This is a genomic window from Variovorax sp. 01N425 (assembly GCF_056399465.1).
Map to the genome: position 1 here is coordinate 330797 of NZ_JBFTRJ010000006.1, position 26070 is coordinate 356866.

Annotated in this window: 24 protein-coding genes and 1 pseudogene; 5 read left to right on the forward strand and 20 right to left on the reverse strand. The window is 67.9% G+C overall.

The annotated features are described in order from the left end of the window. Position 1: 1 nt before the first annotated feature. The 8 genes from AC1DSC_RS13430 to dksA all read right to left on the reverse strand — a co-directional run bounded on the left by AC1DSC_RS13430 (position 2) and on the right by dksA (position 8029). On the reverse strand, positions 2 to 1750 hold the full coding sequence (locus AC1DSC_RS13430) for a peptidoglycan D,D-transpeptidase FtsI family protein (RefSeq protein ID WP_012746063.1): 1749 nt from the start codon (positions 1748 to 1750) through the stop codon (positions 2 to 4). After that, positions 1747 to 2094 (reverse strand): cell division protein FtsL, encoded by a 348-nt coding sequence (gene ftsL / locus AC1DSC_RS13435; protein WP_012746062.1) that lies wholly within the window; start codon positions 2092 to 2094, stop codon positions 1747 to 1749. Before ftsL ends, AC1DSC_RS13430 begins: the two co-directional genes overlap by 4 nt. 1 nt (position 2095) lies before the next feature. Continuing rightward, positions 2096 to 3019 (reverse strand): 16S rRNA (cytosine(1402)-N(4))-methyltransferase RsmH, encoded by a 924-nt coding sequence (rsmH, locus tag AC1DSC_RS13440; protein ID WP_018903640.1) that lies wholly within the window; start codon positions 3017 to 3019, stop codon positions 2096 to 2098. 8 nt (positions 3020 to 3027) lie between these two features. After that, complete coding sequence (gene mraZ / locus AC1DSC_RS13445) at positions 3028 to 3456, reverse strand: division/cell wall cluster transcriptional repressor MraZ (protein WP_012746060.1); 429 nt, start codon at positions 3454 to 3456, stop codon at positions 3028 to 3030. A 270-nt stretch (positions 3457 to 3726) separates the two neighbouring features. Continuing rightward, positions 3727 to 5055 carry an ATP-dependent protease ATPase subunit HslU gene (gene hslU / locus AC1DSC_RS13450; RefSeq protein WP_012746059.1) on the reverse strand — a complete coding sequence of 443 codons (1329 nt, stop codon included), beginning with the start codon at positions 5053 to 5055 and terminating at the stop codon, positions 3727 to 3729. Positions 5056 to 5057: 2 nt separating this feature from the next. Continuing rightward, entirely contained in the window at positions 5058 to 5603 is a 546-nt protein-coding gene (hslV, locus tag AC1DSC_RS13455; protein WP_436287285.1) for an ATP-dependent protease subunit HslV, read from the reverse strand. A gap of 74 nt (positions 5604 to 5677) precedes the next feature. Then, positions 5678 to 7360, reverse strand: coding sequence for an STAS domain-containing protein (locus tag AC1DSC_RS13460; RefSeq protein WP_012746057.1), 1683 nt, complete (start codon positions 7358 to 7360; stop codon positions 5678 to 5680). Positions 7361 to 7405: 45 nt separating this feature from the next. Then, the gene (gene dksA / locus AC1DSC_RS13465) at positions 7406 to 8029 is read right to left on the reverse strand and encodes an RNA polymerase-binding protein DksA (RefSeq protein ID WP_012746056.1); all 624 of its coding nucleotides are present in this window, start codon (positions 8027 to 8029) and stop codon (positions 7406 to 7408) included. A gap of 756 nt (positions 8030 to 8785) precedes the next feature. Between dksA and AC1DSC_RS13470 the strand changes: the two genes are divergently transcribed. Beyond that, entirely contained in the window at positions 8786 to 10264 is a 1479-nt protein-coding gene (locus AC1DSC_RS13470) for a YdgA family protein (RefSeq protein ID WP_230537744.1), read from the forward strand. 126 nt (positions 10265 to 10390) lie between these two features. Here AC1DSC_RS13470 and AC1DSC_RS13475 read toward each other — a convergent pair whose 3' ends face one another. The 8 genes from AC1DSC_RS13475 to AC1DSC_RS13510 all read right to left on the reverse strand — a co-directional run bounded on the left by AC1DSC_RS13475 (position 10391) and on the right by AC1DSC_RS13510 (position 17077). Further along, on the reverse strand, positions 10391 to 11440 hold the full coding sequence (locus AC1DSC_RS13475) for a CobW family GTP-binding protein (RefSeq protein WP_018903644.1): 1050 nt from the start codon (positions 11438 to 11440) through the stop codon (positions 10391 to 10393). A gap of 85 nt (positions 11441 to 11525) precedes the next feature. Next, positions 11526 to 12746 (reverse strand): class I SAM-dependent rRNA methyltransferase, encoded by a 1221-nt coding sequence (locus AC1DSC_RS13480; RefSeq protein WP_018903645.1) that lies wholly within the window; start codon positions 12744 to 12746, stop codon positions 11526 to 11528. Beyond that, positions 12747 to 13817: a tyrosine recombinase XerC gene (locus AC1DSC_RS13485; protein WP_018903646.1), complete on the reverse strand. Its 1071-nt coding sequence runs from the start codon at positions 13815 to 13817 to the stop codon at positions 12747 to 12749. Further along, the gene (locus AC1DSC_RS13490) at positions 13801 to 14406 is read right to left on the reverse strand and encodes a YdcF family protein (protein WP_012746051.1); all 606 of its coding nucleotides are present in this window, start codon (positions 14404 to 14406) and stop codon (positions 13801 to 13803) included. The genes AC1DSC_RS13485 and AC1DSC_RS13490 overlap by 17 nt, the downstream gene beginning before the upstream one ends. A gap of 29 nt (positions 14407 to 14435) precedes the next feature. Beyond that, a complete protein-coding gene (locus AC1DSC_RS13495; protein ID WP_012746050.1) occupies positions 14436 to 15134 on the reverse strand; it encodes a DUF484 family protein in 699 nt (232 codons plus the stop codon). Continuing rightward, complete coding sequence (dapF, locus tag AC1DSC_RS13500) at positions 15131 to 16015, reverse strand: diaminopimelate epimerase (protein ID WP_012746049.1); 885 nt, start codon at positions 16013 to 16015, stop codon at positions 15131 to 15133. Before dapF ends, AC1DSC_RS13495 begins: the two co-directional genes overlap by 4 nt. Before the next feature lie 7 nt (positions 16016 to 16022). Continuing rightward, the gene (locus tag AC1DSC_RS13505; RefSeq protein WP_018903647.1) at positions 16023 to 16682 is read right to left on the reverse strand and encodes a 2-hydroxychromene-2-carboxylate isomerase; all 660 of its coding nucleotides are present in this window, start codon (positions 16680 to 16682) and stop codon (positions 16023 to 16025) included. 17 nt (positions 16683 to 16699) lie between these two features. After that, positions 16700 to 17077 (reverse strand): I78 family peptidase inhibitor, encoded by a 378-nt coding sequence (locus AC1DSC_RS13510; protein ID WP_038106754.1) that lies wholly within the window; start codon positions 17075 to 17077, stop codon positions 16700 to 16702. Between the two features lie 61 nt (positions 17078 to 17138). Here AC1DSC_RS13510 and AC1DSC_RS13515 point away from each other — a divergent pair. Both AC1DSC_RS13515 and AC1DSC_RS13520 read left to right on the forward strand, forming a co-directional pair. Further along, a pseudogene (locus tag AC1DSC_RS13515) lies at positions 17139 to 17282 on the forward strand (helix-turn-helix domain-containing protein); the annotation flags it as partial. A gap of 92 nt (positions 17283 to 17374) precedes the next feature. Next, positions 17375 to 18067: a LysR substrate-binding domain-containing protein gene (locus tag AC1DSC_RS13520; protein ID WP_230537745.1), complete on the forward strand. Its 693-nt coding sequence runs from the start codon at positions 17375 to 17377 to the stop codon at positions 18065 to 18067. On the opposite strand, the gene AC1DSC_RS13525 is transcribed toward AC1DSC_RS13520, so the two are convergent. After that, entirely contained in the window at positions 18030 to 20165 is a 2136-nt protein-coding gene (locus tag AC1DSC_RS13525; protein WP_038106759.1) for an alpha/beta hydrolase domain-containing protein, read from the reverse strand. The genes AC1DSC_RS13520 and AC1DSC_RS13525 overlap by 38 nt on opposite strands. 440 nt (positions 20166 to 20605) lie before the next feature. On the opposite strand from AC1DSC_RS13525, the gene AC1DSC_RS13530 reads away from it, so the two are divergent. After that, a complete protein-coding gene (locus AC1DSC_RS13530; protein WP_412510422.1) occupies positions 20606 to 20755 on the forward strand; it encodes a hypothetical protein in 150 nt (49 codons plus the stop codon). 325 nt (positions 20756 to 21080) lie between these two features. Here the strand turns inward: AC1DSC_RS13530 and AC1DSC_RS13535 are convergent, their stop codons facing one another. Next, positions 21081 to 21440 (reverse strand): hypothetical protein, encoded by a 360-nt coding sequence (locus AC1DSC_RS13535; protein ID WP_018903650.1) that lies wholly within the window; start codon positions 21438 to 21440, stop codon positions 21081 to 21083. A gap of 63 nt (positions 21441 to 21503) precedes the next feature. After that, positions 21504 to 22316, reverse strand: a complete 813-nt coding sequence (locus tag AC1DSC_RS13540; RefSeq protein ID WP_018903651.1) for a TSUP family transporter — start codon at positions 22314 to 22316, stop codon at positions 21504 to 21506. A 391-nt stretch (positions 22317 to 22707) separates the two neighbouring features. Here AC1DSC_RS13540 and AC1DSC_RS13545 point away from each other — a divergent pair, with 391 nt between their 5' ends. Further along, complete coding sequence (locus AC1DSC_RS13545) at positions 22708 to 23679, forward strand: alpha/beta hydrolase (RefSeq protein WP_018903652.1); 972 nt, start codon at positions 22708 to 22710, stop codon at positions 23677 to 23679. A 22-nt stretch (positions 23680 to 23701) separates the two neighbouring features. Here the strand turns inward: AC1DSC_RS13545 and AC1DSC_RS13550 are convergent, their stop codons facing one another. Then, positions 23702 to 26068 carry a phosphocholine-specific phospholipase C gene (locus tag AC1DSC_RS13550; RefSeq protein WP_436287284.1) on the reverse strand — a complete coding sequence of 789 codons (2367 nt, stop codon included), beginning with the start codon at positions 26066 to 26068 and terminating at the stop codon, positions 23702 to 23704. Positions 26069 to 26070: the final 2 nt, after the last annotated feature.

Consider the following 26070-nt stretch of genomic DNA (forward strand, 5'->3'; position numbering starts at 1 on the left):
CTCAGAAGCTCTCGTCGACGCCTTGCGTCACCACCAGCGGTTTGACCGCGAGGTCGGGCGGAACGTTCATCATGCGCAGGGTCTGCTGCACGACCTCGCTGAAAACGGGCGCGGCGGCCACGCCGCCGAAGTACTGGCCGTCGCTCGGCTCGTCGATCATCACGCCGACGATGATGCGCGGCTTTTCGATCGGTGCCATGCCGGTGAACCACGCGCGATATTTGTTGCTCGCGTAACCTTTGCCAACCTGCTTGTGCGCGGTGCCCGACTTGCCGCCGACCGAATAGCCGACGGTCTGCGCGCGCGTGCCGGTGCCGCCCGGACCTGCCGCCATCTGCAGCATCTTGCGCACCGCCAGCGCGTTCGACGGCGAGAACACCCGCACACCCGCGGGCGACTCGGTGCTCTTGAGGATGGTGACCGGAATGATCGCGCCGTCGTGCGCGAAGGCGGTGTACGAATGCGCCATCTGGAAGAGCGACGCCGACAGGCCGTAGCCATAGGCCATGGTGGCCTGCTCCACGGGCTTCCAGGTCTTCCAGGGGCGCAGGCGCCCCGTGACCGCGCCGGGGAACTGGATCTGCGGCTTCTGGCCGTAGCCGAGCGCGGTGTAGGTGTCCCACATCTCGTGCGGGGTCATCTTCTGCGCGATCTTGAGCGCCCCCACGTTGCTGGACTTCTGGATCACGCCCTCGACCGTGAGCGTGCCGTAGTTGTGCGTGTCGCTGATGGTGAAGCCGCCCAGCTGGAAGCGGCCGGGCGAGGTCTCGATCAGCGTCGAGGGCTTCACGCGGCCGGCCTCCAGCGCCATGGCCACGGTGATCGGCTTCATGGTCGAGCCGGGCTCGAAGGTGTCGGTGAGCGCGCGGTTGCGCAGCTGCTCGCCCGTGAGGTTCTGCCGCTTGTCGGGCACGTAGCTCGGGTAGTTGGCCAGTGCCAGCACCTCGCCGGTGACCGCGTCCAGCACCACCACGCTGCCGGCCTTAGCACGACGCGCGGTCACGGCGTCGCGCAGCTTCTGGTAGGCGAAGAACTGCACCTTGCTGTCGACGCTGAGCTGGATGTCCTTGCCGTCGACCGGCGGCACCTGCTCGCCCACGCCCTCGACCACGCGGCCCAGGCGGTCCTTGATGACGCGGCGCGAGCCGGCCTTGCCGGCCAGTTCCTTGTTGAAGGAAAGCTCGATGCCTTCCTGCCCGTTGTCCTCGACGTTGGTGAAGCCCACCACGTGCGCCGCGGCCTCGCCCTCGGGGTACTGGCGCTTGTATTCCTTGCGCTGGTAGATGCCCTTGAGGTTGAGCGCGGCAATCTGCTTGGCAATCGGCTCGTCGACCTGGCGCTTGATCCAGACGAAGGTCTTGTCCTCGTCCTCGAGCTTCTTGTCGAAGTCCTTCTGCGGCATCTCGAGCAGCTTGGCCACCTGCTTGAGCTTGGCGCGCACCTCGGGGTCGTCGCGCTCGATGTCTTCCGGAATGGCCCAGATGCTCGGCGCCACCACGCTGGACGCCAGGATGAGGCCGTTGCGGTCGAGGATGCGCCCGCGGTTGGCCGGCAGCTCGAGCGTGCGCGCAAAGCGCACTTCGCCCTGCCGCTGGAAGAAGCTGTTGTTGAACACCTGCACGTAGGCGGCCCGGCCCGCCAGCACCACGAAGCCGAAGGCGATGCCGGCGACGATGAACTTGCTGCGCCAGACCGGCGTCTTGCTCGCGAGCAAGGGGCTGGTGGTGTAGCGGACGCTGCGGCGGCTCATCGCTGGGTCCTCGCGACGGGTTTGGGCGCCGGCGTTGCGGGCGGCGCGGGCGGCGGTGCCACCACGGCCGGAATCACGGTGCCGTCGGGCCGCACGTACTGCGTGATGGCCGGCGTGGTGGTGCGCATCTGCAGCTGCTCCTTGGCCAGCTTTTCCACGCGCAGCGGCGTGGCCTGCGCGCGCTTTTCCACCTGCAGCCGGTCGTGGTCGAGCTCGAGCCGCCGGGCTTCCTGCTGGGTGCGGTCGAGCTCGGTGTAGAGCTGGCGCGACAGGTACTGCGTGTGCACGAGGTAGAGCGCGGAGGCGACCACCGCGAGCAGCAGGAGCAGGTTCAGGCGCGCCACGTCAGACTTCCTGGGTGCGCTCGGCCACGCGCAGGATCGCGCTGCGCGAGCGCGGGTTGCCGTGCACTTCGGCGTCGGACGGCTTGATGCGCTCGAGCGCGCGCAGCTTCATGGCCTTCGGGGCGGCGAAGGGCGCACGGCGGTCGTACACCTCCTTCGAGTGCCTGGCGATGAACTGCTTCACGATGCGGTCTTCCAGCGAATGGAAGCTGATCACCGCGAGCCGGCCTCCGGGTTGCAGCACGGAAAGGCTCGCCTCTAGCGCCTGTTGCAGCTCTTCAAGCTCGGCGTTGATGAAAATCCGAAAAGCCTGAAATGTGCGCGTTGCAGGGTTCTGGCCCGGCTCGCGGGTTTTGACCGTGCCAGCCACGAGCTCGGCCAGTTCGGTGGTGGTTGAAATTGCGCCCCGTTCTTGTCTGCGAGCAACAATCGCCTTTGCAATCTGAACAGCAAACCGTTCTTCGCCATAGTCACGGATCACCTCTGCAATCTGCTGGAGTTCGGCCGTTGCCAGCCAATCGGCCACGCTCTCGCCGCGCGTGGTGTCCATGCGCATGTCGAGCGGACCGTCGAAACGAAAACTGAAACCGCGCACCGGGTTGTCGATTTGCGGCGAACTCACGCCCAGGTCCATCAGCACACCCGCCACGCTGGCATCGGGCAATTCGCCCAGCGAACGGAATCCCTGGTGCCGGATGGAAAAACGCGCATCCGAGATGCGCGCTGCTTCGGCCACCGCTTCCGCATCCTTGTCGAATGCGATCAGCCTGCCTTCCGGTGCCAGCCGCGCGAGGATCGCGCGCGCATGCCCTCCGCGCCCGAAGGTCGCATCCACGTAGGTGCCGGTGGCTGCCGTGCTGCCGGAAAGAAGGGCTTCCACCGCTTCGTTCAGCAAGACGGTCGTATGGGTCCATGGAGTGTTCACGTCGGTCCTCAGAACGCGAAGTCCTGAAACACATCCGGCATCTCGCCCTGGGTGGCCTCGGCCTCCTTGGCCTCGTAGGTCGCCTTGTCCCAGAGCTCGAAGTGGTTGCCCATGCCCAGGAGCAGCGTGTCGCGCACGATGCCCGTGGCGGCACGCAGTTCGGGCGACACCAGGATGCGCCCGGTGCCGTCCATCTCCACGTCCATGGCGTTGCCGAGGAAGACGCGCTTCCACCACTGTGCCGACATCGGCAGCGCGGCGATGCGCTCCCTGAATTTCTCCCACTCGGGACGCGGGAACACCATGAGGCAGCCGTGCGGATGCTTGGTGATCGTGAGCTGGCCGCCCGCCGTGGCGCTCAGGACGTCGCGATGCCGGGTCGGCACGGAGAGCCGCCCCTTGGCATCCAGACTGAGCGATGAAGCGCCTTGAAACACGACCAGAACCCCTGTATTGGGAATGCCGCGGCACCTGAAAGAGGCACCACCCGCACTTTTTCCCACTTAACTGCACTTTTTTGCACTGTAGCAGGAAACACTTCAGACGCAACTGGCCGTTGGTGCTATTTTTTGTAATGGAATCAACGACTTAGCGCCGATTTCCAAACCTGGAAATCGGTGAATTTCGTTGAGAATTAAGCACTTAGCTCACGCAATGAATGTGATGCGTGAAGCGCGGCCGCCGTTACAGGGGCCGCAAAGCGGGCTTCAGAGGATGAAGCGCGAAAGATCTTCGTCGTGACTTAGTGCCGCAAGGCGCTCGTCGACATAGGCGGCATCGATGCGGATGGTCTGCCCCTCGATGCGGGTCGCGTCGAAGCTTACCTCATCCAGCAGACGCTCCATCACGGTCGACAAACGGCGTGCGCCGATGTTCTCGGTGCGCTCGTTGACCTCGTACGCGATGGTGGCCAGGCGGTTCACGCCTTCGGGCGTGAATTCGAGCGTGACGCCTTCGGTGGCGAGCAGCGCCTGGTACTGCTTCACGAGCGAGGCGCGGGTCTGCGTGAGGATGCTCTCGAAATCGGACACCGAGAGCGACTGCAGCTCGACGCGGATCGGAAAGCGCCCCTGCAGTTCGGGGATCAGGTCGCTGGGCTTGCTCAGGTGGAAGGCGCCGCTCGCGATGAAGAGCATGTGGTCGGTGCGCACCACGCCGTACTTGGTACTCACGGCCGTGCCCTCGACCAGCGGCAGCAGGTCGCGCTGCACGCCCTGGCGCGACACGTCGGAGCCCTGGGCCTCGCTGCGCGTGGCGACCTTGTCGATCTCGTCGATGAAGACGATGCCGTTCTGCTCGGCGTTGGTGATGGCCTGCGTGCGGATCTCGTCCTCGTTGACCAGCTTGGCGGCTTCCTCGTCGATCAGGAGGCGCATCGCCTCGGCGATCTTGAGCTTGCGCGTCTTGCGCTTGCCGCCGCCGAGCTGGCCGAACATGCCGCGCAGCTGCTCGGTCATTTCCTCCATGCCGGCCGGACCCATGATCTCGAGCGGCGCGCGGGCTTCGGCCAGGTCGAGCTCGATCTCCTTGTCGTCGAGCTGGTGCTCGCGCAGCTTCTTGCGGAAGGCCTGGCGCGTGGGGTTGGGGCCGTCCAGCGCCGGCGTGGCGCCCTCGGCACCGCGCGCAGGCGGCAGCAGCACGTCGAGGATGCGGTCTTCGGCGGCGTCCTCGGCGCGCGCGCGCACCTTGGCGCTTTCGGCCTCGCGCGTCTGCTTGACGGCGATCTCGGCCAAGTCGCGAACGATCGAATCGACGTCCTTGCCGACATAACCCACCTCGGTGAACTTGGTGGCCTCCACCTTGATGAACGGCGCATCCGCCAGGCGCGCAAGGCGGCGCGCGATCTCGGTCTTGCCCACGCCCGTGGGGCCGATCATGAGGATGTTCTTGGGCGTGATCTCGGTGCGCAGCTTTTCCTCGACCTGCTGGCGGCGCCAGCGGTTGCGCAGCGCAATGGCCACGGCGCGCTTGGCGGCGGGCTGGCCGACGATGTGGTTGTCGAGCTCGGAGACGATTTCCTGCGGGGTCATGGACATGGTCAGAGCGCTTCCACCGTGTGGTTCATATTCGTGTAAATGCAGATTTCACCGGCTATCGCCAGCGATTTGCGCACAATTTGTTCGGCAGTGAGGTCAGTGTTGTCGATCAGCGCCTTGGCGGCGGACTGCGCATAGGCGCCGCCGGAGCCGATGGCGATCACGCCGTCCTCGGGCTCCAGCACGTCGCCGTTGCCGGTGATGATGAGCGAGGTGGTGGCGTCGGCCACGGCCAGCATGGCCTCGAGCTTGCGCAGCACGCGGTCGGTGCGCCAGTCCTTGGTGAGTTCGACGGCGGCGCGCGTGAGGTGCCCCTGGTGCTTTTCGAGCTTGGCCTCGAAGCGCTCGAAGAGCGTGAAGGCGTCGGCCGTGGCGCCGGCAAAGCCCGCGAGCACCCTGCCGTGATAGAGCCGCCGCACCTTGCGCGCGGTGCCCTTGATGACGATGTTGCCGAGAGTGACCTGCCCGTCCCCGCCAATGGCGACTTGGTCGCCCTGGGGGGTCTTGCGGCGCACGCTCACGATGGTGGTGCCGTGAAACTGTTCCATCGAAGCCATCTGGGGATGCCAGAGGGCAATGCAAGCCCGGGGCTGCTACCGAATGTGCGAAGCGCCAAGGCGCCCTAGTTCTTGCGCAGGGCCACCGTCGCATGGTCGGCAATGCCGACCAGGTCGAACAGCACCGCGATCAGGCGGTGGGCGTCCACGAACTGCACGCGCTCGCCCTCGGCGTCGCGCGCCCGCACCCAGCCGAGCAGCGTGCCAGCCGCGGCCAGGTCCATGCGCAGCAGCGCGGCGCACGAGATGACCGGCGCCGTGGTGTTGCGCAGGTCGGTGTCCAGCCGCTGCAGGCTCGAATGCGCCTCGCCGCGCAGATCGCCTGCCAGCGCGGCAAAGCCGGTGTCGGTGGTGGGAAAGCTCTCCGATTCGCCATTGACCGAGAGCAGCGACCACACGGAATTCGAACGGCTTGCCGCCGGTGCGGCCACCGAGGTGCAGGCGCCCTTGGGGTCCTGCCAGGCCGGCGGCGACACCTCGTAGGTGATGCAGTAGTTGAGCGCCACCAGTTCGAAGTCGTCGGGCATGTTCATCATGCGCAGCGCAGCCAGGTGCAGCTGCCACCAGATGTCCGGCGTGCCGCGCTCGCTGTTGGGCGTGGCCTCGGCCAGCACGGCCAGCAGTTTCGCGGCGCCGATGAAGCGCAGCTGGACCGGCGAATCGGCCCAGTGCGCAAACAGCACGCGCAGCGGCGCGGCGGCATCGGCCTCGATGGCGACCAGCGCGCGCCAGTCGAGCGTCCAGACCGAGCCGGCCTGCGACAGCGCCCGCGTGAGCTGGATCAAGCCGTCGCGCGCCAGGCGTGCCGGGCTGGCCCAGTTGGCGCCGGCCGGCGCCAGTTCTGCGAGTTCGCTGGCGGCCACTGCCTTCACGCTGCGCGCCAGCTCGTCGAACGAGACCCAGTCGGGCCCCATGCGCTTCATGCGCTGGGCATAGCGCATGCGCGCCGCGGCAAACCTGGCGGCATCGCCGGTGGCGCGGTACAGGTCGAACAGCGTGCGCCAGCGCGCGTCGTCGCGCTCGGCGGTGGCGTGGTCGCCCTCGGCCGCCGCGCTTTCGGAGGCCAGGGCCTGGAGAAGAATGGCCTCGGCGCCGGCATCGTCGCCGTGCGCGAAGCGGATCACGGCTTCTTCGAGCGCGCCGTCGCGCGCGAGCCGCGCCGACAGCAGCGAGGTGCCGCTGGCCGCCGGGCCGCCTGCGGCGGGCGCGGCAGGCGCAGCCGCGGCAACCACCGCCGGTGCCGGCACGACGGCAGGCGCCGGCGCGGAGCCGTAGGCCGGTGCGGCAAGCAGGCTGGCCAGCTCGGCCGCGTCCACGGGCGGCGGCAGGGTCTCGGCGCCGGCATCGGGCGGCGCATTGGACAGCACCTCGCCGTTGGGGCCGCGGCCCTTCCACCACTGCTGCGACATCTGCTCCTCGATCTCGTCGATCTTCTTGAGCGTGAGCGCGCGCCCCTCGGACTTTTCCGTGGTGCTGTTCAGGTTGAAGGAAGACGGCGTGACCGTTCCTTCGAAGGCGTGGGCGGCGGCTTCGCGCTGGCGAAGCTTGCGCAGCATGTCGAACTCGCGCCGGCGAACGAAATCGTTGCGCTGGCGCCGCTCGATCATCTCCTTGAGCATTTCGCGGCTGTAGGCCTGCTCGGGCAGCGTGGAATCCGCAGTCGCATTCAGCTCGGACCAATCCTTGAGCGGATTGCGGACGAACTTCGCCACCTTGGAAAAAAGGCGGCCCGACTCTTCCTTTGGCATCGACGAGGTTTCGAGGCGAACAGGTTCTCTTCTTTGGCCGCTGGCTCAGTCCCCGAACATCTTCTGCTTGAGCTCGCGGCGCTGCTGCGCTTCGAGCGACAGCGTGGCGGTGGGACGCGCCAGCAGGCGGCCGACGCCGATGGGTTCGCCGGTTTCGTCGCAGTAGCCGTAGTCGCCGGCATCGATGCGCTGGATCGACTGCTCGATCTTCTTGAGCAGCTTGCGCTCGCGGTCGCGCGTGCGCAGCTCGAGCGCATGCTCTTCCTCGATGGTGGCGCGGTCGGCCGGATCGGGCACCACCACGGTGTCTTCGCGCAGGTGCTCGGTGGTTTCGCCGGCGTTTTCGAGAATGCCGCGCTTGAGTTCGACCAGCTTCAGGCGGAAGAACGCCATCTGCTTTTCATTCATGTACTCGGAGTCGGGCATGGCGATCACCTCGGCATCGGTCAACTCGGCAGCCGACTTGGCTTTCCAGTTGTTGGCGAGCTTCGGGTCTTTTTTGACCGCGACGGGGGGCGGCGGCACCAGCGCATTGGAAGGCGCCTGCGAGAACGACGACTTGGCCGCGGTGGAAGCCACCGATTGCGGCATGGAAGGCACGGTCAGCTGCGACAGCCGGGACACGCGGCCACCTCGCGCGGGGGCGGGTGCGGCGGTCTGAGCGGGCATCGAAGGTGTCGCCGTGGCGGAAGAAGAGGCGGCAGCCGTTTTTTTCATTGGGATCGGAGGGGCAGAAGGAACGGCAGCAGTGCGGCCGACGGTTTTGGATGGCAGTTGACCCGCAACTGCAGTTTTGGTTGCGCTCTTGTCCGGGGCGGATGCCACCGACGGCGCAGCAGACTTTGCAGGCTTGACGGGCTTCTTTGCAACGGTCGCGGCCTTGGCCGATGGCGTTGCTGGCTTCTTTGGAGCGCTTTTTGGTTTCGTGGCCGGGGCCTTTGCAGCGGAAGAACTCTTTTTTGCCGCGGGTACAGCCGGCTTTGCAGCCGCCGCTTTCTTGGCGGCGGGCTTGGTTGCTGGCGTAGCCTTGGCGGCGGGCTTCTTCACGGTGACTGGCTCCTTGAACGAACTGGAACGCGCTTTCACTGGGTGTCTCCTCCCAAGGGAACCACCGCGGGTTTCAGGCCGCGCGGGCTCCACTCGTCGGAGTGCTCGCAGTGACGAACCCCGGGGTTATACCCCCGAAAGCCCGCCAGGAACCTGCGGCGCCCCGCACCGTCAACCACATCCCGCCCCATCGGACGAAGGCGTGGCTGCCGGAACAGGCGCGCGATTGTATAGAGAACTCGAATCGAAGGGTGATGTGCCTGCACCCCCTTGCCTCCGGTAGCATCGCCAGCGCTGCCGGAGGGGGCAGCAAGACCTGCCGGAATCGCCGGGGGAGCGATGCAGGTCGACCTCATTCATACAAAAGAGAAATCAATCTTGAGCAAAAAAGCAGTTCTGGGCGTGCTGGCTGCGGCCATCGCACTTGCCTATGGCGGCGGCACGTGGTTGGCCGGCGCAAAAGTAAAGTCCAGCTACGAAGCCGCGCTGGACGAGGTGCCGAAGCAGACTGCGCTGGTGCGCGTGGTCGAGCGCAGCTACGAACGCGGCTTCTTCGGCGCCGTCAGCACCGTGACGATCGAGCTCGGCTGCGCAGCCGATGCCGCCGCCGCGGTGCAGGTGCCTGCCGCCAAGCCCGGCGAGGAAGAGGATGAGGAAGAAGTGGAGCAAGCCGCCACGCCGTTCAAGGCGGTGCGCATCACCTTCCGCGACACCATCCGCCACGGCCCGCTGGCCGGTGGCGCGCTGGCGGCGGCCACCATCGACAGCGAACTGGTGTTCGACGTGAAGGGCCAGGCCAAGGCCGAGCAGATCTTCGGCAAGGCCAAGCCCCTGACGGCGCACACCAAGGTGGCGTTCGACGGCGGCTACACCACCGACCTGGCGGTGGCGCCCGCCAGCCTGGCCGAGGAAGGCAAGGCCCGCTTCGCCTGGCAGGGCGCGCAGGTCCGCGCCGAGATGAACGGCGCCCGCACCCACGTGCGCTACGAACTGGCGATGCCGGGGCTGGATGTCAGCGATGCGCGCACCGGCGCCACGCTCAAGATGGGCAAGCTGGCCGGCAAGGCCGACATGGACAAGAGCGACGGCTGGATCCTGGCCACGGGCAAGACCGAGGCCCGGCTCGACAGCCTCGAATTCGCAGCTCCCAAGGGCCTGGGCAGCGCCGCGGGCGGCGAAGGCAAGGCCCTGCCGGCGGTGCTGCTGCAGAACATCGACATGCTCGCCGAAGCCAGCATCGCGGACGGGCTCTACGCATCGACCGGCACGGTCAAGGGCACCGGCAAGATCGGCGACACCAAGATCGACAAGTTCGAGATGAGCAGCGGCGGACGCCGCATCCACGCCGCCGGCTACAAGAAGCTGGCCGATGCCTGGATGCAGTCGAGCGCCGCGAACGGCTGCGGCAAGGGCGGCAACAAGGCCTCGCAGGCGGCCATGAAGGTGCTGTTCGACCAGTTGGCGCCCGACCTCAAGGCCATGGCCAAGTACAGCCCCGAATTCGGGCTCGACAGGATGCTGGTCGAAATCGGCGGCAAGCGCGGCGAGCTCAGCTACACGGCCGGCATGGCCGGCGTCACCGACGAAGACCTGCAGGCGCCCGGCATGGCGCTGCTCATGAAGCGCGGCGTGCTCAAGGCCAGCGCGCGGCTGCCGATGCAGTGGCTGGAGCAGATGGCCGCCGCCGGCGCCGGCAGCGGCCAGACGCCGCCGCCCGAGATGATGGCGGGGCTGGTCGAGCAAGGCGAGGAAAAGGGCTTCGTCAAGCGCGACGGCGATGACGTCACCACGCAGATCGAATATGCCGAAGGCAGCCTGAAGCTCAACGGCAAGCCGCTGGGCGCGCCGGGCCGGTAATTCCTCCCTCCCCTTCGGGGGAGGGCCGGGGTGGGGGCACGGGAGCCCCAAAAAAGCACGGCGCCTGATCGGTGGCCTGCCCCCATCCCCGCCTTCCCCCGGCGGGGGAAGGAGCAAGTCAGGGCCTCAGACCAGGCACTGCTCGAGCCCCTGCTCGAGAATTTCGCGCGGCAGCTCGATGCCGATGAACACCATGCGGCTCTGGCGGGCTTCGTCCTTGCCCCATTCCGGGCCCAGGTCGCTGCCCATCAGCTGGTGCACGCCCTGGAAGATCACCTTGCGCTCGGTGCCCTTCATGTTCAGCACGCCCTTGTAGCGCAGCATGCGCGGGCCGTAGATGTTGACGATGGCGCCCAGGAAGTCTTCCAGCTTGGCCGGGTCGAAGGGCCGGTCGGCCTTGTAGACGAAGCTCTTGACGTCGTCGTCGGTGTGGTGGTGGTGGCCGTGGCCCTCGTGCTTGTGCGAGGGGTGGTCGCAATGTTCGCCATGCGCGTGATCATGGTCGTGATGGTCTTCTTCTTCCTTGAGGAAGTCGGGGTCGATGTCGAGCTTGGCGTTCAGGTTGAAGCCGCGCAGGTCGAAGATGTCCTTGAGCGGCACGTCGCCGAAATGCGCCTTCTGCTGCGGCGCGCGCGGGTTCATGTGCTTGAGGCGGTGGATGAGCGCATCGGTTTCCTCGGCCGACACCAGCTCGCTCTTGCTGATGAAGATCTGGTCGGCAAAGCCCACCTGGCGGCGCGCCTCCTGGCGGTCGTTGAGCTGCTGCGGCGCATGCTTGGCGTCGACCAGCGTCAGGATGGAGTCGAGCAGGTAGCTCTCGGCGATCTCGTCGTCCATGAAGAAGGTCTGCGCCACCGGGCCGGGGTCGGCCAGGCCGGTGGTCTCGATCACCACGCGGTCGAAGTCGAGCAGGCCCTGGCGCTTCTTGGCGGCCAGAAGCTGCAGCGCCTCGCGCAGGTCTTCGCGGATGGTGCAGCAGACGCAGCCGTTGCTCATCTGCACGATCTGCTCCTTCGATTCGGTCACGAGGATGTCGCTGTCGATGTTCTCTTCGCCGAACTCGTTTTCGATCACCGCGATCTTCTGGCCATGGGCCTCGGTCAGGATGCGCTTGAGCAGCGTGGTCTTGCCCGAGCCCAGGAAGCCGGTGAGGATGGTGGCGGGAATGAGGGCCATGGTGTGCTCCGGAAGCGGAAAACAGGAAGAAAAAGGGGATGGGCCGGCAGTTTAGCCAATGCCACTCAGTTGCGTTGGCGCGGGGTCAAGCGGGTTTTCTCACCACCACCAGGCCCTTGAGGTATTCGCCCTCTGGAAACTCGATGGTCATCGGATGGTCGGGCGCGGCGCCCAGCCGTTCGCTGATGTAGCCGTCCACTTGCGCGTCGATGCCCGCCGAAGCCACGATCTTGTGAAAAAGATCGGCGCTGATGCCGCCCGAGCACGAAAAAGTCAGCAGCACGCCGCCGGGCTCCAGCAGCTTGAGCGCGAGGCGGTTGATGTCCTTGTAGGCGCGGGCGGCGCGCTCGGCGTGGGCCGCCGTGGGCGCGAACTTGGGCGGATCGAGCACGATGGCGTCGAATGTTCGGCCCTGCTCGATGAATTCGCGCAGCACGGTGTTGACGTTAGCGTCCAGGAATTCCGTCTTCAGGCCCGAACCCTCGGCGCCGAAGCCGTTCAGCGCCAGGTGCGCGCGCGCCCGCTCGAGCGCCGGCTGCGACGAATCGACCGACACCAGCTCGGCGCCCTCCACCGCGCCGGCCGCGCGCAGGCCTGCGAGCGCGGCCACCGTGAAGCCGCCGGTGTAGCAAAAGCAGTTGAGCACGCGCCGGAAGCGCCGATGCTGCGCGAACTCGGCAAAGCGCTGGCGGCTGTCGCGCTGGTCGAGGTAGAAGCCGGTCTTGTGGCCGGTGGCGATATCGAGCGAAAGCTTCCAGCCGTGCTCGCGGATCGTGATCTCGGTGGCGCCCTCCCCGCGCAGCCAGCCGGTGACCGGCTTGAGGCCTTCGCGCTCGCGGCCGCTGGCATCGGAGCGTTCGTAGAGCTTGTGCAGGCCGGTTGCCGCGAGCAGCGCATCGGCAATCGCGGCCTTCCAGCGCTCGACGCCGGCCGACAGGAACTGCGCGACCAGCGTATCGCCGTAGCGGTCGACGATCAGGCCCGGCAGCCCATCGGCCTCGCCGTGGACCAGCCGGACACCGTCGCTCTGCAGGTCGAAAAGCGTCCTGGCCGCCACCGCGCGGGCGCACACCGAGGCCAGGAAGGCGGCATCGATGCGCTGCGTTTCGGCAAAGCTCCAGGCCCGCGCGCGGATCTTGGACACCGGGCTGAAGGCGGCCCAGGCCAGGAAGGCGCCGTCATGGGATTCGACGCGCACCGTCTCGCCCGAATCGGCACCGCCGCGTGCAATGGCGGATTCGAAGATCCAGGGATGGCGGCGCTGCAGCGAGCGCTCCTTGCCGGGCTTGAGGCGGAGGGTTTTCATTTATTTGGTTGGCTTGTTGTCGTCGTTCTTCGGCTTGGCGCGTGCGCCTTCGGAGCGCGGCTGCGCGCGCGTGCCCTCGGGGCGCGGCTGCGCGCGCGTGCCCTCGGGGCGCGCCTGCGCGCGCGGATGTGCCGCGTCATACACCTTGGCCAGGTGCTGGAAGTCCAGCCGCGTATAGACCTGCGTGGTGGCGATGTTCGCGTGGCCCAGCAGTTCCTGCACCGCGCGCAGGTCGCTGCTCGACTGCAGCACATGGCTTGCGAACGAGTGCCGCAGCATGTGCGGATGCACGGGCGCCGCAAGGCCGGCCTTGAGGCTGCGCTCGCGCAGCAGCTTCCACACGGCCTGCGAGGACATGCGCACGCCCTTGGCGCTGATGAAGAGCGCCGCCGCGCCCGCCGGGTCGCGCAGCGCGGCCGTCGACAGCGCCGCGCATTCGCCGCGCACCGCGAACCAGTCGCGCAGCGCCTCGGCCGCCTTGCTGCCGATCGGCACGATGCGCCGCTTGCTGCCCTTGCCGAGCACGTTGGCTTCCAGCGCATCGAGATCGACCCAGCCGCGGGCCGTATTGCTGGCGCGCGCATCGAGGCCGGTGAGCTCGCTCACGCGCAGGCCGCAGCCGTAGAGCACCTCGACGATCGCGCCGTCGCGCGCCTCGGTCCAGGGGTCGGCCTCGGGGTCGTAGAGTTCGGCGAGCCGCACCGCGTCGTCGACCGCCAGCGCCTTGGGCAGCGGCCGCGCGGCCTTGGGTGCATGCACGTCCTTCACGGGGTTGAAGCCCACCAGCCCCTCGTTGCCGAGCCAGCGGTAGAAGCTGCGCCAGCACGAGAGCACCAGCGCAATGCCGCGCGGCTCGCGTCCCGCGCCGTGCAGCTGCGCCATCCAGCGCCGGATGTGCGCGGTCTGCACGCGGTCGAGCGGGAGCCCGGCCTCGGCGGCGTTGGCCGCGAGCGCCTGCAGGTGGATGGCGTAGAGCTCGACCGTGCGCGCCGCCAGCCGGCGCTCGACGCGCACATGCTCCAGGTACTTGTCGACCCAGCCGGTCCCCGCCGTCTCAGTGGAGGTAGCCATTGAACGCATTGTTCACGACAGCCAGAGGCTCGCGCAACGCACCCTTGAAGACCATGCCCCAGCGGCGCCAGCAGCGCGTGCTCGCCGCCGCGTACTGGACGTCGAAGTCCTTGTCGAAACCGCTGGCCCGCGCGAGGCGCTCCACGCGCCACAGGTGGTAGGGCTCCGACACCACGATCACGCCATGGATGCCGGCCGCCTTCAGCAGCGGACGCGACATCGCAAGATTCAGGCGGGTCGAGGTCGATGCCGGCTCCAGCAGCAGCGGCCCGGCATAGCCCTGGGCGCGCGCATGCCGCTGCATCACCTCGGCCTCGATGCGGCCGTCTTCCTTGTCGACGCCGCCCGACAGCACGAGCTGCTTCGCGAGGCCCGCATCGGCCAGCGCGATGGCGGCATCGACCCGGCCCGTCAGGCAGGGATTGGGCTTGCCATCGAGGAAGGCGCGGTTGCCCAGGACCAGCGCGGCATCGGCCGGCCGCTGGGGCGGGTTGGCCAGCGCCTCGGCCGCGCGCCGCCAGATGACGGCGGCAATGACGAGGTAGGCCAGCAGTCCGGCCAGCAGCACCGTCCACAGCACGGGCCGCACGGCGGCCCGCCAGGACCGGCGCCGCCCGCTCAAGGCCGCAGCCGCGACAGCGCGCCCGACGCCAGGTCGGCGATGCGCTCGAGGAAGTCGGTGCCCATTTCGGCGTTGAAGCGCTGCGCGTCCGGCGAGGCCAGCACCAGCAGGCCGAAGGCCGGCGACTCGGCATCGGGCCGCAGCGGAATGAGCGCGATCGACATCGCGCCGGCCGGCTCGGGCAGCCAGTTGGCCGCCTCGAAGCCCGAGTTGAGCCCGCAGTAGGGCGAGGTCAGCGAGGTGGCCAGCGCCTTCACGTCGTCGCTCACCCACTGCGCATAGGCCTCGTTGAGGTAGTCGGCGCTGCAGTCCCACACCTTGATGGCGGTCTGCGGCACCAGGAACAGCGACTGCAGGTCGACCGCGATGCGGTAGGGCAGGCTGCGCGGGTCGCGCGTGGTGAGCAAGCCGCTGGTCCAGCGCTGCAGCCGGTCGGCGATGACCACGTTCTCGGTGCCGTGGCGCACCATGTCCATCAGGCGATGCTCCAGCGCCTTGATCTTCTCGCGCAGCATCTCGGCCTGGCGCTCCTGCAGGCTCACGGCGCGGTTGCCGTGCGGGCTGGTGAGCTGCACCTGCGCCAGCAGCTGTGCGTGCCGCTCGAAGAAGTCGGGCGTGTTCGCCAGGTAGTTGGCGATGTCGTCTTCGGTGATCGGGTTCATGGCGTCGTCTTTGTTGTTTCTGAAGTGGGTCATGGCAGCTCGGGCACCTCGATGTCTCCCTCGAAAACCGTGGTGGCCGGGCCGGTCATGAGCACCGGATGGCCCTCGCCTTCCCAGCCGATCGTGAGCACGCCGCCATGCGTCTGCACGTCGACCCGGCGCTCCAGCAGGCCGAGCCGGATGCCCGCCACCACCGCCGCGCAGGCGCCGGTGCCGCAGGCCAGCGTTTCGCCGGCGCCGCGCTCGAACACGCGCAGCTTGATGTGCGAGCGGTCGACCACCTGCATGAAGCCGGCGTTCACGCGCTGCGCAAAGCGCGGGTGGTGCTCGATCAGCGGGCCCTGCCGGGCCACGGGCGCGGTGTCGACGTTGTCGACCACCTGCACCGCGTGCGGATTGCCCATCGACAGCACCGCGACCGACACGATGGCCGAGTCGGCATGCGTGCCGAGGGCCAGGTGCCAGGTGTGCCACGACCCCGTGGGCTGCGGATCGAGGCCGGCGGTGTCGAAGGGCACGCGTGCGGGCTCGAAGATGGGCGGCCCCATGTCGACCGTGACGCGGCCGTCTGCGCCCATGCGCGGCTCGATGATGCCGGCCAGCGTTTCGACGCGCACCGTGTCCTTGTCGGTCAGGTGGTGCTCGCGCACGAAGCGCATGAAGCAGCGCGCGCCGTTGCCGCACTGCTCCACCTCGCCGCCGTCGGCGTTGTGGATCACGTACTGGAAATCGACCCCCTCGGCCGCGCCCTTGGAGGGCGGGCGCACCGTGAGGATCTGGTCGGCGCCGACGCCGAAATGGCGGTCGGCCAGGAAGCGGTACTGCGCGGCCGTGAGGCCCAGCGTGCCGCGCGTCTCGTCCAGCACGACGAAATCGTTGCCGGCACCCTGCATCTTGGTAAAGCGGATTCGCATCGGGCGATTATCCGCCCGTGGCTTGGCGGCGCCTGTCGAGCGCCCGGTCCAGAAAGGCCAGGCGGTCCTGGCCCCAGAAGCGCTCGCCGTCGAGCACGAAGGTCGGCGCACCGAACACGCCGGCCTGGATGGCGTCGGCGCTGTTGGCGCGGTAGATCGCCAAGGTCTCGGCGGCCTGCTCCAGCGCCTGCAGCGCCGCGCCGTCGTAGCCGTTTTCCTCGGCCACCGAGATGCGCACCGCGGCTTCGGAGGTGTCGCGTTCCTCGGCCCACAGCGCGCGCAGCAGCGCATGCGAGAGCGGCTGGGCATCGAGCCCCTGCAATTGCGCGGCAATCACCATCCAGCCCGGGTACTTGTTCCAGTTCGGATCGACCGGCGCACCCTTGGGGTAGTAGGCGGGCTCCAGGTTGAGCGGCATGCCGAGGTAGTCGCGCCAGCGCGCCAGTTCGAGCGCGTGGTAGCTGCGGCGCGGCTCGGGCCGCGTCTTCAGCGGAATGCCGCCGGTCTGCGGCACCACGGCCTGGAAGTCGTAGGGCTTGAGCGTGAGCCGCACATGGTGGCGCCGCACGATGTCCTGCAGCTGCGGCCCGCCCAGGTAGGCCCAGGGCGAGGAAAGGCTGTAGTAGCAGTCGAGCGCGATGGCGGGGGTGGTCGGCTTGATCGTCATCCCGGAATTATTGACGTTCAGCCGCAGCGCGCGGCGGTGATGCGGCCCTGCGGATCGACGTCGACATTGAGCCGCGCCGGATCGGCCGGCACCGGCAGCGGCGCGCCGACGGCCGAGGTGCGCGCCGATTTGGAACCGGTGCGCGTGCGCATCTGCTCCAGCAACAGCGGATCGAGCACCTGGCCGAGCGCGTAGCGCGCCTGCGCGGCCTGGCAGGTTTCTTCGCTGGGCACGGTCACGAAGGTGGGCGGCGGCGGCGCCTCGGAGGTGAGCGGGCGGAATTCGGGCTGTGTCTGGCAGCCCGCGATAAACATCGACGCGGCGCAAACGGCGGCCGCCAGGATGCCGCGGGTACGAGGGAAAAAAATGAAACCGGATGGAGGGAGGATGGGCATGGTGTGGTGTCTTCCTTCTTTCAATGGATCGTAGCGTCGCCAGTGGTCAAATCCACCGGCCATGATCAATCTGAACCGTTTCGATCTCACTTCCCTGCGGCTTTTTGTCGCGGTCGTCGATGGTGGAAGCCTGACGGCGGGCGCAGATCGATTCGGCGTCTCGCTTCCGGCGGCCAGCAAGCGCATCACCGATCTCGAGCAGCACTGCGGCATGGCGCTGCTCCAGCGCGGCCAACGCGGCGTGACCGCCACGCCGGAAGGACAGACCCTGCACCGGCACGCGATCGAGGTGATCGCGTGCCGGTGCAGGCGGTCGACGATCTTCAATCAGGTGCCACCGGCCACCTGCGGCTGTGCGCCAACCCCTCCGCTTTCGGCGGCTTCCTGCCCAGCGTGCTGGCCGCGTACGCCCGCCGCTATCCGCAGGTAGTGATCGACATGGAAGATGCCCTGAGCGAAGACGGCATCCGCGCCGTGCAGAAAGGCACGGCGGAACTGGCCGTCATCGGCGACAACGTGCCGCACGAAGGCCTGGAGACTCTCGTCTGCAATGTCGACCAGCTGGTGCTGCTGGTGCCGGCGGGGCATGCGCTGGACGGCCGGCAGAACGCCTGCCTCGCAGACGTGCTCGACCACGACCTGGTCACGCTGGCACGCAGCGCATCGCTCACACGCAAGGTGATGGCGGCGGCCGACGCGGCCAAGCGCACGCCACGCATCCGGGTGCAGGTGCGCAGCTTCGATTCGATGTGCCGCATGGTCTCGTTCGGGCTCGGCCTGGCGATCCTGCCGCGCGCGGCGGCGGCGCTCTATGCCCAGGCCCTCGGCCTGGTGCAGGTCGGCCTTGAAGGCATCGAGATGGAACGCGTGCTGCTGCTGGCCATGCGCAGCCGCGCGGAACTCTCGACGCCGGCGGCTGCCCTGGTGGACATGATCGAAATGGCGGTGCCCTTCAGCGAAGCACGGCACTCTCCGAGGCCTGGCGAATGAGACGGTCGCGGTCCGCGGGCAGAAGAAAGCCCTCGGCGGAGGCCTTTGCGGCGGCGGCCCGCACTGCAGCCACGTAGCCCTCGTGGCTGCCGTAGCGCTCCTCGAGCGACAGGCGCGGGTCGCCGCTCGCGGTCCGCTCGGCGCGCGTGCGGGCGAACGGCACATAGCCGCCCACGTAGTTGCACACCTGGCCGCGGTGGAAGCCCTCGGCAGTGATGTTGAACCCCAGGTAGGTACCCAGCGGCGCCATCACCAGCACCGTGGGAACGCCGTCGATCTCGTTGCCGTCGGCATCGACCTTCGGCACCTTCATCGGGATCACTTTCCTGATGATCGGCGGCACGTTGGTGGGCACGCCGGACGCTTCCGAATGACTGAATTGCGGCCCCCAGTCGTAGTCGAACACCGGAAACGCAAAGTTCTGCGGCAGGAAGATCGAATCCGGAATGCCGGGCACGCCGACCGGAAAGCCCATTGCCTTCATGTTGGCGTCGACCAGCGTCTTGCCCGCGAGCGTGGGCCACCGGCTGGGCGGCGGCGGCGTGCCGTTCAGCACCCAGTCGCGCATGGCCAGGCGCAGCACGTTGGTGATCTCCGTGTGCGGCACCGGGTTGGCCGCCAGCGCGCCGCGGCCGAAGCTGTTGCCGGGACAGGCGGGGCCGGCGGCAGCCGCGGGCATGTGCGTGAAGCCGCCCGTGCCGCCACCGTGATGGCTGCTCGGCACGTAGTAGCGCCGCACGTTGCGCGGCAGCGGAATGTCCGCGTCGCCGGCCGTGCCGATCCACTCGGGCGTGAGTTTCAGCGCGTACACCTCGGCCGATCCGAAATGCTCGATCACCTTCGGGCAGGTGTCGTTGGCATCGCAGCGCGAGAAGATGCTGCCGGTCGGCTGATTGCGCACCGGGTCCGGCCAGTCCACCCACCACTGCGGACCTTCGCTGCCCTGCTGGTAGAGCTCCAGCACGCCATCCGGCTGGGCCCAGCGCGAGTTGGCGGCCACGCGGCGGCCCGCGATGATCGGCCAGGCCCCGTCGTAGACCTTGCGATTGCGCTCGTCCTGGTTCAGGCCCATGAAGATGAACTGCCGCACCATGTTCCCGGACTGCGACACGCCCCGCACGGCCGTGCCCTTGATGGAGCCGGCCACCGGATTGCGCGTGCCGAGGTCGTCGGCCGCCTCGTGGCGGAAGAAGCTGCCGACGTCGCGGAACGCCGCCATGCCCACGCCCAACACATAGGCGTTGTGCGCCGGGTACACCACCTGGTAGAGCAGCTTGGGGTCGAAGCCGTTGCGCAGGCAGATGTGCACCGGCAGGTTGCCGGGCGCATGGGCGGGGTCGTTGTCGATCGGCGTGCCGGGAAACGGATTGCCCGCATCGCACTTGGCAAAGGCCCAGTCGCCCGCCGCGATGGCGGGCCCTTCGGTGACAACGCCATCGACCGTTTCCTTGGTGTGCGTCTTCAGCGTTGCCTTGGCCGTGTCCAGCGTGGCCGGAAGGTAGGGCACGGGGTTGGTCTGCACGATCAGCGGCTGGGAGCCCGCGCCGCCCTGGTTGATGATCCGCGCGAACACCTGGCCCGTGACGGCCAGCCCATCGACCTTGGCGATGGGCACGGCCACCCAGTGATTCGTGCCCTCGGCCTGGTTGGCGGGAACGCCCGTGTTGCCAGCGTTGTCCGCCTGCCAGCCGCTGCGCAGGCCGACGTCGCCCAGCTCGCGTTCCTCGACGGCGAGCGTGCCGGCACCGCCGCGGTTGGGCACGTCATGCCAGAGGAAGCCGCTCGCGCGGTTCATGTCGACCGGCTTCGCCAGGTTGAACGTGGTTTCGTAGCGCACCTTGCCGTCGGCGTCTGCGCCCAGCTTGATGTCGGTGATGACGCTGTTGTGCGGATCATCCGGGTCGAGCTCGCCGAAGGCGCGGCCGCGAATCTGCTCATATGGAATCGACTGGCCCGCGAGCGGCGCGACGCTGTCGATCACGATGCGGGTGACGCGTGCCTCGGCCGGCGCGGCAACAATGACGATTGCCGCCGTGGCCATCGCCGCCGCGAGCCAGTGCAGGCGCGGCTGGCGCCCTATTGGGCTTCTGGGATGCATGTTGTCTCCTGTCTTTTTTGTGCGGATCCGACGGCGCCGGCGCTCTGCATCCTCACGATTCGAGGGCATGACGGCAATTCGCGTCTGGTTTAGCCGGTCTTAACCGATGGTTAAGGAGGCTTCCTGCGGGACTGTTCTGCCCAAAAAAGAACCCGCCGAAGCGGGTTGAGGGGTAGCCAAAAAAACCTTCATTGAAGGGTTCAGGGAGAACAGAGTCAAGACTCTTCGAATGGATGGCTACCGGGGCGGAATCTAGCAGAGCGGCTGTCCACCGAGTGCCGATACGCGACTCGCGCCACACGGCGCCGTGCATTCGTTCACGCTTTGGGCGGATGCGTTTGCGATGACTACTTTGGGCAGCTTCCTGGCCTGCAACAGCGGCTTACATAATCTCCCGACAAAACGGCCCCCCAGCTTCTGAGGGCGGCCAGGGAGCTTTCATGTCAATGTTCGATCGTGCGAGCTCGCTCGCCCGCGCCCGTAGGTCGCCCGCGTCCATGAGAAGGCGCGTGATCCTGCCCATCATCAAGCGCAGTTCCTTCGGCGGCACGTACTGGCAGCAGACGGGCGATCCCAAGGACGACAAGTGATGGACCAGCCAGTCGATGGAACACCGTTCGCGTTGGCGGTGAGGCAGTTGGGACGAAGGCCGGATCAAGCCGGCGCATCCGCGTCGCGGCGGCTCACCGTCTGGTGCCGAACGGGCTGCGGAGAGGCCGCGGAATGCGGCCCGCTCGGTTGGTGGCCATGCTGCAGCCAGCAGTGCTGGGCGGCGTGGAAGGAATCCGGGGAGAACGCAGCGGCTCGCCCGAGCGGCACCCCAAGATGACGCGCGTCGCTCGCGCCCCAGCCTACCGCATCAGAGTTCGTCGCAATGGCAGCTGACAGGCTCACCATCAAGCCATAGCCGCGAGCTCAGGGATCGTTGGCTTCCGATGCGGCAGCACCCGCTTCGGCGGCGCTCGCAACCGCGTCGCAGGCGGCCCTCAATGCGGCCGCAACCTCTTGCGGCCCGCGGCGCAGTTCGGTGATGTCGCGCTCTCCAACGCAGTAGCCGTCGAGACGCACGTAGATGCGCTTGAAGTCGCCGCCGAGTGCGCGCGCCACGTCGAGCAGGCAGTCGGCGAGTGTGACGAAACCGCCGTTGCTGTACGAGCTGGGCGGGATCACGCCCTTCGAACGCGGCGCGCGAACGGAATAGGCGTACGACGCAGCCTCTTTCCGCAGCTCCACCACGGGCTGCAGGCCGCATTGAACGTCCCTTGCGCTTCTCATATGGCCGGAGTGTAAGTGCCCCCTAGGCCGGCAACCACGTGCATGCGAGCGCAGTGGGGGCTCTCACATCCTGCCCGCAAGCCACTGATGGACGGGGTGCGCCGGAGCCAGCATCAGCTTGAAGGCAATGGCGCAGCAAACCACCATGAGCAGCGGCCGGATGAGCCTGGCGCCGGCACGGATCGCCAACCTGGACCCCACCAGCGCACCGATGAACGCCCCCAGGCCCATCACCACGCCGATGCGCCAGTGCACAAGCCCGTGAAAGAGGTAGATGGAAAGCGACCCCAGGATCGACGCGAGGTTGAGCAGCTTGGTGTGCGCGGTGGCCCGTACCACGCCCCAGCCCAGCAGCAGGACGAACGCGATCATGAAGAAGGAGCCGGTGCCCGGACCGAAGGCCCCGTCGTAGAACCCGATCACGACCGCGGCGGTGGCACAGAAGGCAGCCATCGAAATTCTCTGCCCGGCGTCCTCGTCGGTCATCGTGGGCGACAGGGCGAAGTACAGCGCCATGGCGATCAGTAGAAAGGGTAGTCCGGTCTTCACCACCTGCTGCGGAACCGAACTGACCGCCAGCGCGCCAAGGACCGAACCCACGCAAGCCAGGAGGGCCGCGGGCCAGATCCGCCGCCACTCGATCAGGCCTGCGCGCCCGAAGCTCGTGGTCGCGGAGACCGCCCCCAGGGTCGCTTGCAGCTTGCTCGTTGCGATGGCCGAGACCGGGTCGAGCCCCGCGATCACCAGCGCGGGCACGGTCACCAATCCGCCGCCACCTGCGATGGCGTCGAAGGCCCCCGCAATGAAAGCGACCCCGGCAAGGATGCACAGGATGGAAAGCGAATGGTCGCCTGCCAGGAAGCCGATCATGTCCATGAGGCAGGGACCGGATGGGCGGACTCCATCGCCCGGATCAGCCACGCGCTTTCTTCTCCACGCGGCTCGCGCTGGACACTCATCGATCGGCTCCCTGTTGACTCAGAAGCCCGGGGCCATTGCGATCGAATGCCGGGCGGAGGCCCAGTATCTTGTGCCGCGCTCCTGCGTCCAAGCTCGAAGTCTCGCCCACTGGGAATGGACGCTTCTTTCTTCTGTCTCTTCAGGATTGGGACAGATACGACTTTTTCGTTTTCCATCTACCCCGAAGAGCACCGCACCCACGGCTTCCCGTGGCATCCTGAAAAGCCCGCATCGGACCGGCGCGTTTTTTCTTGGCGCGACGCCCCTGATGCGTCTCTTCAAGCCACCAGCTTCGAGGAAAACTCCGATGCAGCTTGGGCAAAGGACGCGTGCGTTCGTATGGGTCGGAAGCTGGGCGCTCGCGCTCGGAATGTGGAGTTGCGGCGGAGGAGGTGGAGGCGGCGGTGGCGGCGCCTTCGTGCCGGTCGCGCCGGTGGCCACTGCCACGCCGCCGGCCGATCCGCCGGCCACGCCGCCTGCCACCGATGCGCCGGCCGCGCCACCCGAGCCTGCGCCAGCACCGGTGCCCGAGCCCAACGCGACGCCTGCCGAATCGCCGCCCGCCGCCAGCCGCGTCGTTTCCGACACCATCAGCTCGGCCAAGACAGGCGCAAGCTACGCGCTCGAGATCTACCTGCCGGCCTCCTACGATGGCAGCTCGGCGGCTTATCCGGTCATCTACGCAATGGACGCGGACGGGGTCTTCAATCCGCCCGACACGCGGTTTTCGGACCTCAGGAACATCCTCGAGCAGCGCCGCACCGAAGCGATCCTGGTCGGCATCGGCGGCACGGCCCGCCGCGAGCAGGACTACACGATGCCGGGCGCCGTGGCCTACCACGACTTCCTCGCGCTCGAACTGGTGCCGTTCATCGAAGCGAAGTACCGCGCCGATCCAAAGCAGCGCATGCTGACCGGGCTTTCGCTGAGCGGGAGCATGGCCGGCATTGCGCTGTTCCTCGAAGGCGCGGCGGGCAGCCTGGTGTTCTCGGACTTCCTGGCGTTCGAGGCCGCGTTCGACTTCCAGACAGCCGAGTACGAAGACCTCGAGCAGCGAATGCACGATGCGCTGGGCGACCGGCCGCTGCCCGCAACGCTGGTTCTCACGCGCTGCGACAACCGGGACGAGTGCAACTTCGAACCGGTGGGCCGAATGCATGCGCGGCTCGTGGCGCGCGGCTACCCGGGCCTGTCGATCACCGAGACCACCTACTCGACGACGCACACCCAGACCGACATCCCGTCGTTCGCCGACGCGATCGCCAGGCTGCTGCCCTAGCGGCAAGCAGCCCCTTGCCAGCTCAGAAGCGGTCCTGCAGCCCCATGGCCGGATCGCTCACCGAATGCCGGCCGGTCTCGATGCGGCCGGCCAGGCGCCGGTAGAAGGAAGGATCGGCATCGCAGGTCACGACGAAGTCGTACCACTGGCCGCTCGCGTCCAGGCTCCAGCGCATGCCGGTCTCGCCGCCGCCCTTGACGCGGATGCTCCACGAGCCGTCGGGGTTGTGGCCGTAGGTGCCGTTGTCGCCATTGCCGTGCCCATCGTTGCCATGGCCGTTGTTGCCGTTGCGGTCCCTGCCGCCGGCCTGGTAGGCGTCGGGGCGCGGGTAGGCCTTGTTGGGCTGCACGGTGAAGCGGCAATCGCGCCGGCCGTCGTTGCGCAACTGCAGGTAGAGGTCGCCGCGGCGCGCGTCGTAGCCCACGCGGATCTCGGGCGCGGGCGCGCTGCCGGCGCGCAGCCGGTTCAGGTCGCCCTTGAACTGGCGGTGAAAGCCGTTGGGGCCGAGCACCCACAGGTCGTACAGGCCCGCGTCGTCGGCCATGGCGTTCCAGTGGCCGTCGAGCTGCTTGCCGGGCTCGACCACGTAGCGGCGCGGCAGGCGGTCGGACAGGTGCAGCTTGTCGTAGACGTGGAACACGGCGGCGGCGCGGCCGCTGTTGGCGAACAGCAGCTGGACGCGGCCGTTGAGGGCGTCGCTGCGCGCGCTGGTGTGCAGCTCGTAGGGTAGCGCGCGCGAAGGGCGCACGCCGGTGGCCTGCACCGGCAGCTCGGCGTCGGCCGCCGGCACGATCTTGGGCAGCGCCTCTTGCGCGGCGGTCAGCGCATCGGCTTCGGCCTTGGTCTTGCGGCCGGGCAGCACGGGCAGCGGCTCGTCGTTGGGGCGCTCGAAGTTGAAGGCACTCGTGAGGTCGCTGCAGACGGCACGGCGGTACTTGCTGATCTGCGGCTCGGCCACGCCGAAGCACTTCTCCAGGAACATGAGCGTGGAGGTGTGGTCGCAGACCTGCGAGTTGACCCAGCCGCCGCGGCTCCAGGGCGAGACCACCCACATCGGCACGCGCGGGCCGGGGCCGTAGGGGCGGCCGTCCATGGCGGGCTGCTTGGGCGTGGCCGGCGTGTAGTTGTGGTACTCGACGGCCGTGTCGGCCTCGGCCAGCGTGGTGGCGCCGGCCAGCGAACCGTCGGGGTTGCGCGACGGCACCGCGGGCGACGGCAGGTGGTCGAAGAATCCGTCGTTCTCGTCGAAGTTGATGAGCAGCACGGTCTTGCTCCAGACCTCGGGGTTGGAGGTCAGCGCGTCCAGCACTTCCTGCACGTACCAGCCGCCCTTGGCCGGGCTCGAGGGACCGGGGTGCTCGCTGTAGGCCGACGGCGAGATGATCCACGACACCGCGGGCAGGGTGCCGTTGCGGATGTCCTCGCGGAAGGTTTCGAGAAAGCCCTGTGGCATGGTGTTGCCGAAGCCCTTGGCCAGCGGGCTGAGCGCATCGTCGATGGCCGGGTCGTAGAACGGGCCGGCGGCGGTCACCGGCTGCGTGATGTCGGTCGCGGGAACGTACACGGGCCGGCGCGCCGCCGGCATCTGCTCGATGGCGGTGCGCCAGTGGCGAAAGCTCATCATCTCGTTGCAGCCGAAGTTGTCGATCAGGCTCTGGTAGACCTTCCACTTCACGCCGGCCTTCTCGAGCCGGTCGGCATAGGTGGTCCAGGTCCAGCCTTCGGTGGAAGCGCCGATGTCGTTGCCGGCATTGAACTGGTTGTTGAGCACCGCGAGCTGCACCTGGCTGCCGTCGGCGGGGCTGATGCCGTTGGGGCCATTGGTGCCGCTCCAGTAGAACAGCCGGTTCGCGATGGTGCCGGTGTGCATGCCGCAGTGGTAGTGGTCGCACAGCGTGAAGGCCTCGGCCAGCGCGCGCTGGAACGGCACCTCGGCGGTGTCGTAGTAGCCCATCGACAGCAGGTTCTTGATGTAGGGCCACTTGAACATGCGGCCGTGGTCCCACGCGGCCTGCGAGTCGGACCAGCCGTGCGGCGTGCTGCCCGCGCGCTGCGCGTTGCCCTTGCTCTCGTCGAGCCGGTAGGGCGTGTAGGTGCTGGGCGGCGTGGTCTTGGTGTAGGTCTGGTGGAAGATGGTCTTGCCGTTGGGCGCGGGCACGGCAAAGCGGTCGCCGTAGCCGCGCACGCCCTTGAAGGTGCCGAAATAGCTGTCGAAGGAACGGTTCTCCTGCATCAGCAGCACGACGTGCTTGACGTCCTTGATGGTGCCGGTCTCGTGGTGCGCGGGAATGGCCAGCGCGCGGCGGATGCTGGGCGGAAAGGTGGCCAGCGTGGCAGCGGCAATGCCGGAGCCGGTGGCAGTCTGGAGGAACTTGCGGCGTGTGGTCATGG

Excerpts from the sequence above, each read along its gene's own strand:
- AC1DSC_RS13430 (WP_012746063.1), bottom strand. The coding sequence starts at position 1,750 with ATGAGCCGCCGCAGCGTCCGCTACACCACCAGCCCCTTGCTCGCGAGC.
- hslU (WP_012746059.1), bottom strand. The coding sequence starts at position 5,055 with ATGTCCATGACCCCGCAGGAAATCGTCTCCGAGCTCGACAACCACATC.
- hslV (WP_436287285.1), bottom strand. The coding sequence starts at position 5,603 with ATGGAACAGTTTCACGGCACCACCATCGTGAGCGTGCGCCGCAAGACC.
- AC1DSC_RS13460 (WP_012746057.1), bottom strand. The coding sequence starts at position 7,360 with ATGCCAAAGGAAGAGTCGGGCCGCCTTTTTTCCAAGGTGGCGAAGTTC.
- dksA (WP_012746056.1), bottom strand. The coding sequence starts at position 8,029 with ATGCCCGCTCAGACCGCCGCACCCGCCCCCGCGCGAGGTGGCCGCGTG.
- AC1DSC_RS13475 (WP_018903644.1), bottom strand. The coding sequence starts at position 11,440 with ATGGCCCTCATTCCCGCCACCATCCTCACCGGCTTCCTGGGCTCGGGC.
- AC1DSC_RS13480 (WP_018903645.1), bottom strand. The coding sequence starts at position 12,746 with ATGAAAACCCTCCGCCTCAAGCCCGGCAAGGAGCGCTCGCTGCAGCGC.
- AC1DSC_RS13485 (WP_018903646.1), bottom strand. The coding sequence starts at position 13,817 with ATGGCTACCTCCACTGAGACGGCGGGGACCGGCTGGGTCGACAAGTAC.
- AC1DSC_RS13495 (WP_012746050.1), bottom strand. The coding sequence starts at position 15,134 with ATGACCCACTTCAGAAACAACAAAGACGACGCCATGAACCCGATCACC.
- dapF (WP_012746049.1), bottom strand. The coding sequence starts at position 16,015 with ATGCGAATCCGCTTTACCAAGATGCAGGGTGCCGGCAACGATTTCGTC.
- AC1DSC_RS13505 (WP_018903647.1), bottom strand. The coding sequence starts at position 16,682 with ATGACGATCAAGCCGACCACCCCCGCCATCGCGCTCGACTGCTACTAC.
- AC1DSC_RS13510 (WP_038106754.1), bottom strand. The coding sequence starts at position 17,077 with ATGCCCATCCTCCCTCCATCCGGTTTCATTTTTTTCCCTCGTACCCGC.
- AC1DSC_RS13525 (WP_038106759.1), bottom strand. The coding sequence starts at position 20,165 with ATGCATCCCAGAAGCCCAATAGGGCGCCAGCCGCGCCTGCACTGGCTC.
- AC1DSC_RS13530 (WP_412510422.1), top strand. The coding sequence starts at position 20,606 with ATGTCAATGTTCGATCGTGCGAGCTCGCTCGCCCGCGCCCGTAGGTCG.
- AC1DSC_RS13535 (WP_018903650.1), bottom strand. The coding sequence starts at position 21,440 with ATGAGAAGCGCAAGGGACGTTCAATGCGGCCTGCAGCCCGTGGTGGAG.
- AC1DSC_RS13540 (WP_018903651.1), bottom strand. The coding sequence starts at position 22,316 with ATGGACATGATCGGCTTCCTGGCAGGCGACCATTCGCTTTCCATCCTG.
- AC1DSC_RS13545 (WP_018903652.1), top strand. The coding sequence starts at position 22,708 with ATGCAGCTTGGGCAAAGGACGCGTGCGTTCGTATGGGTCGGAAGCTGG.
- AC1DSC_RS13550 (WP_436287284.1), bottom strand. The coding sequence starts at position 26,068 with ATGACCACACGCCGCAAGTTCCTCCAGACTGCCACCGGCTCCGGCATT.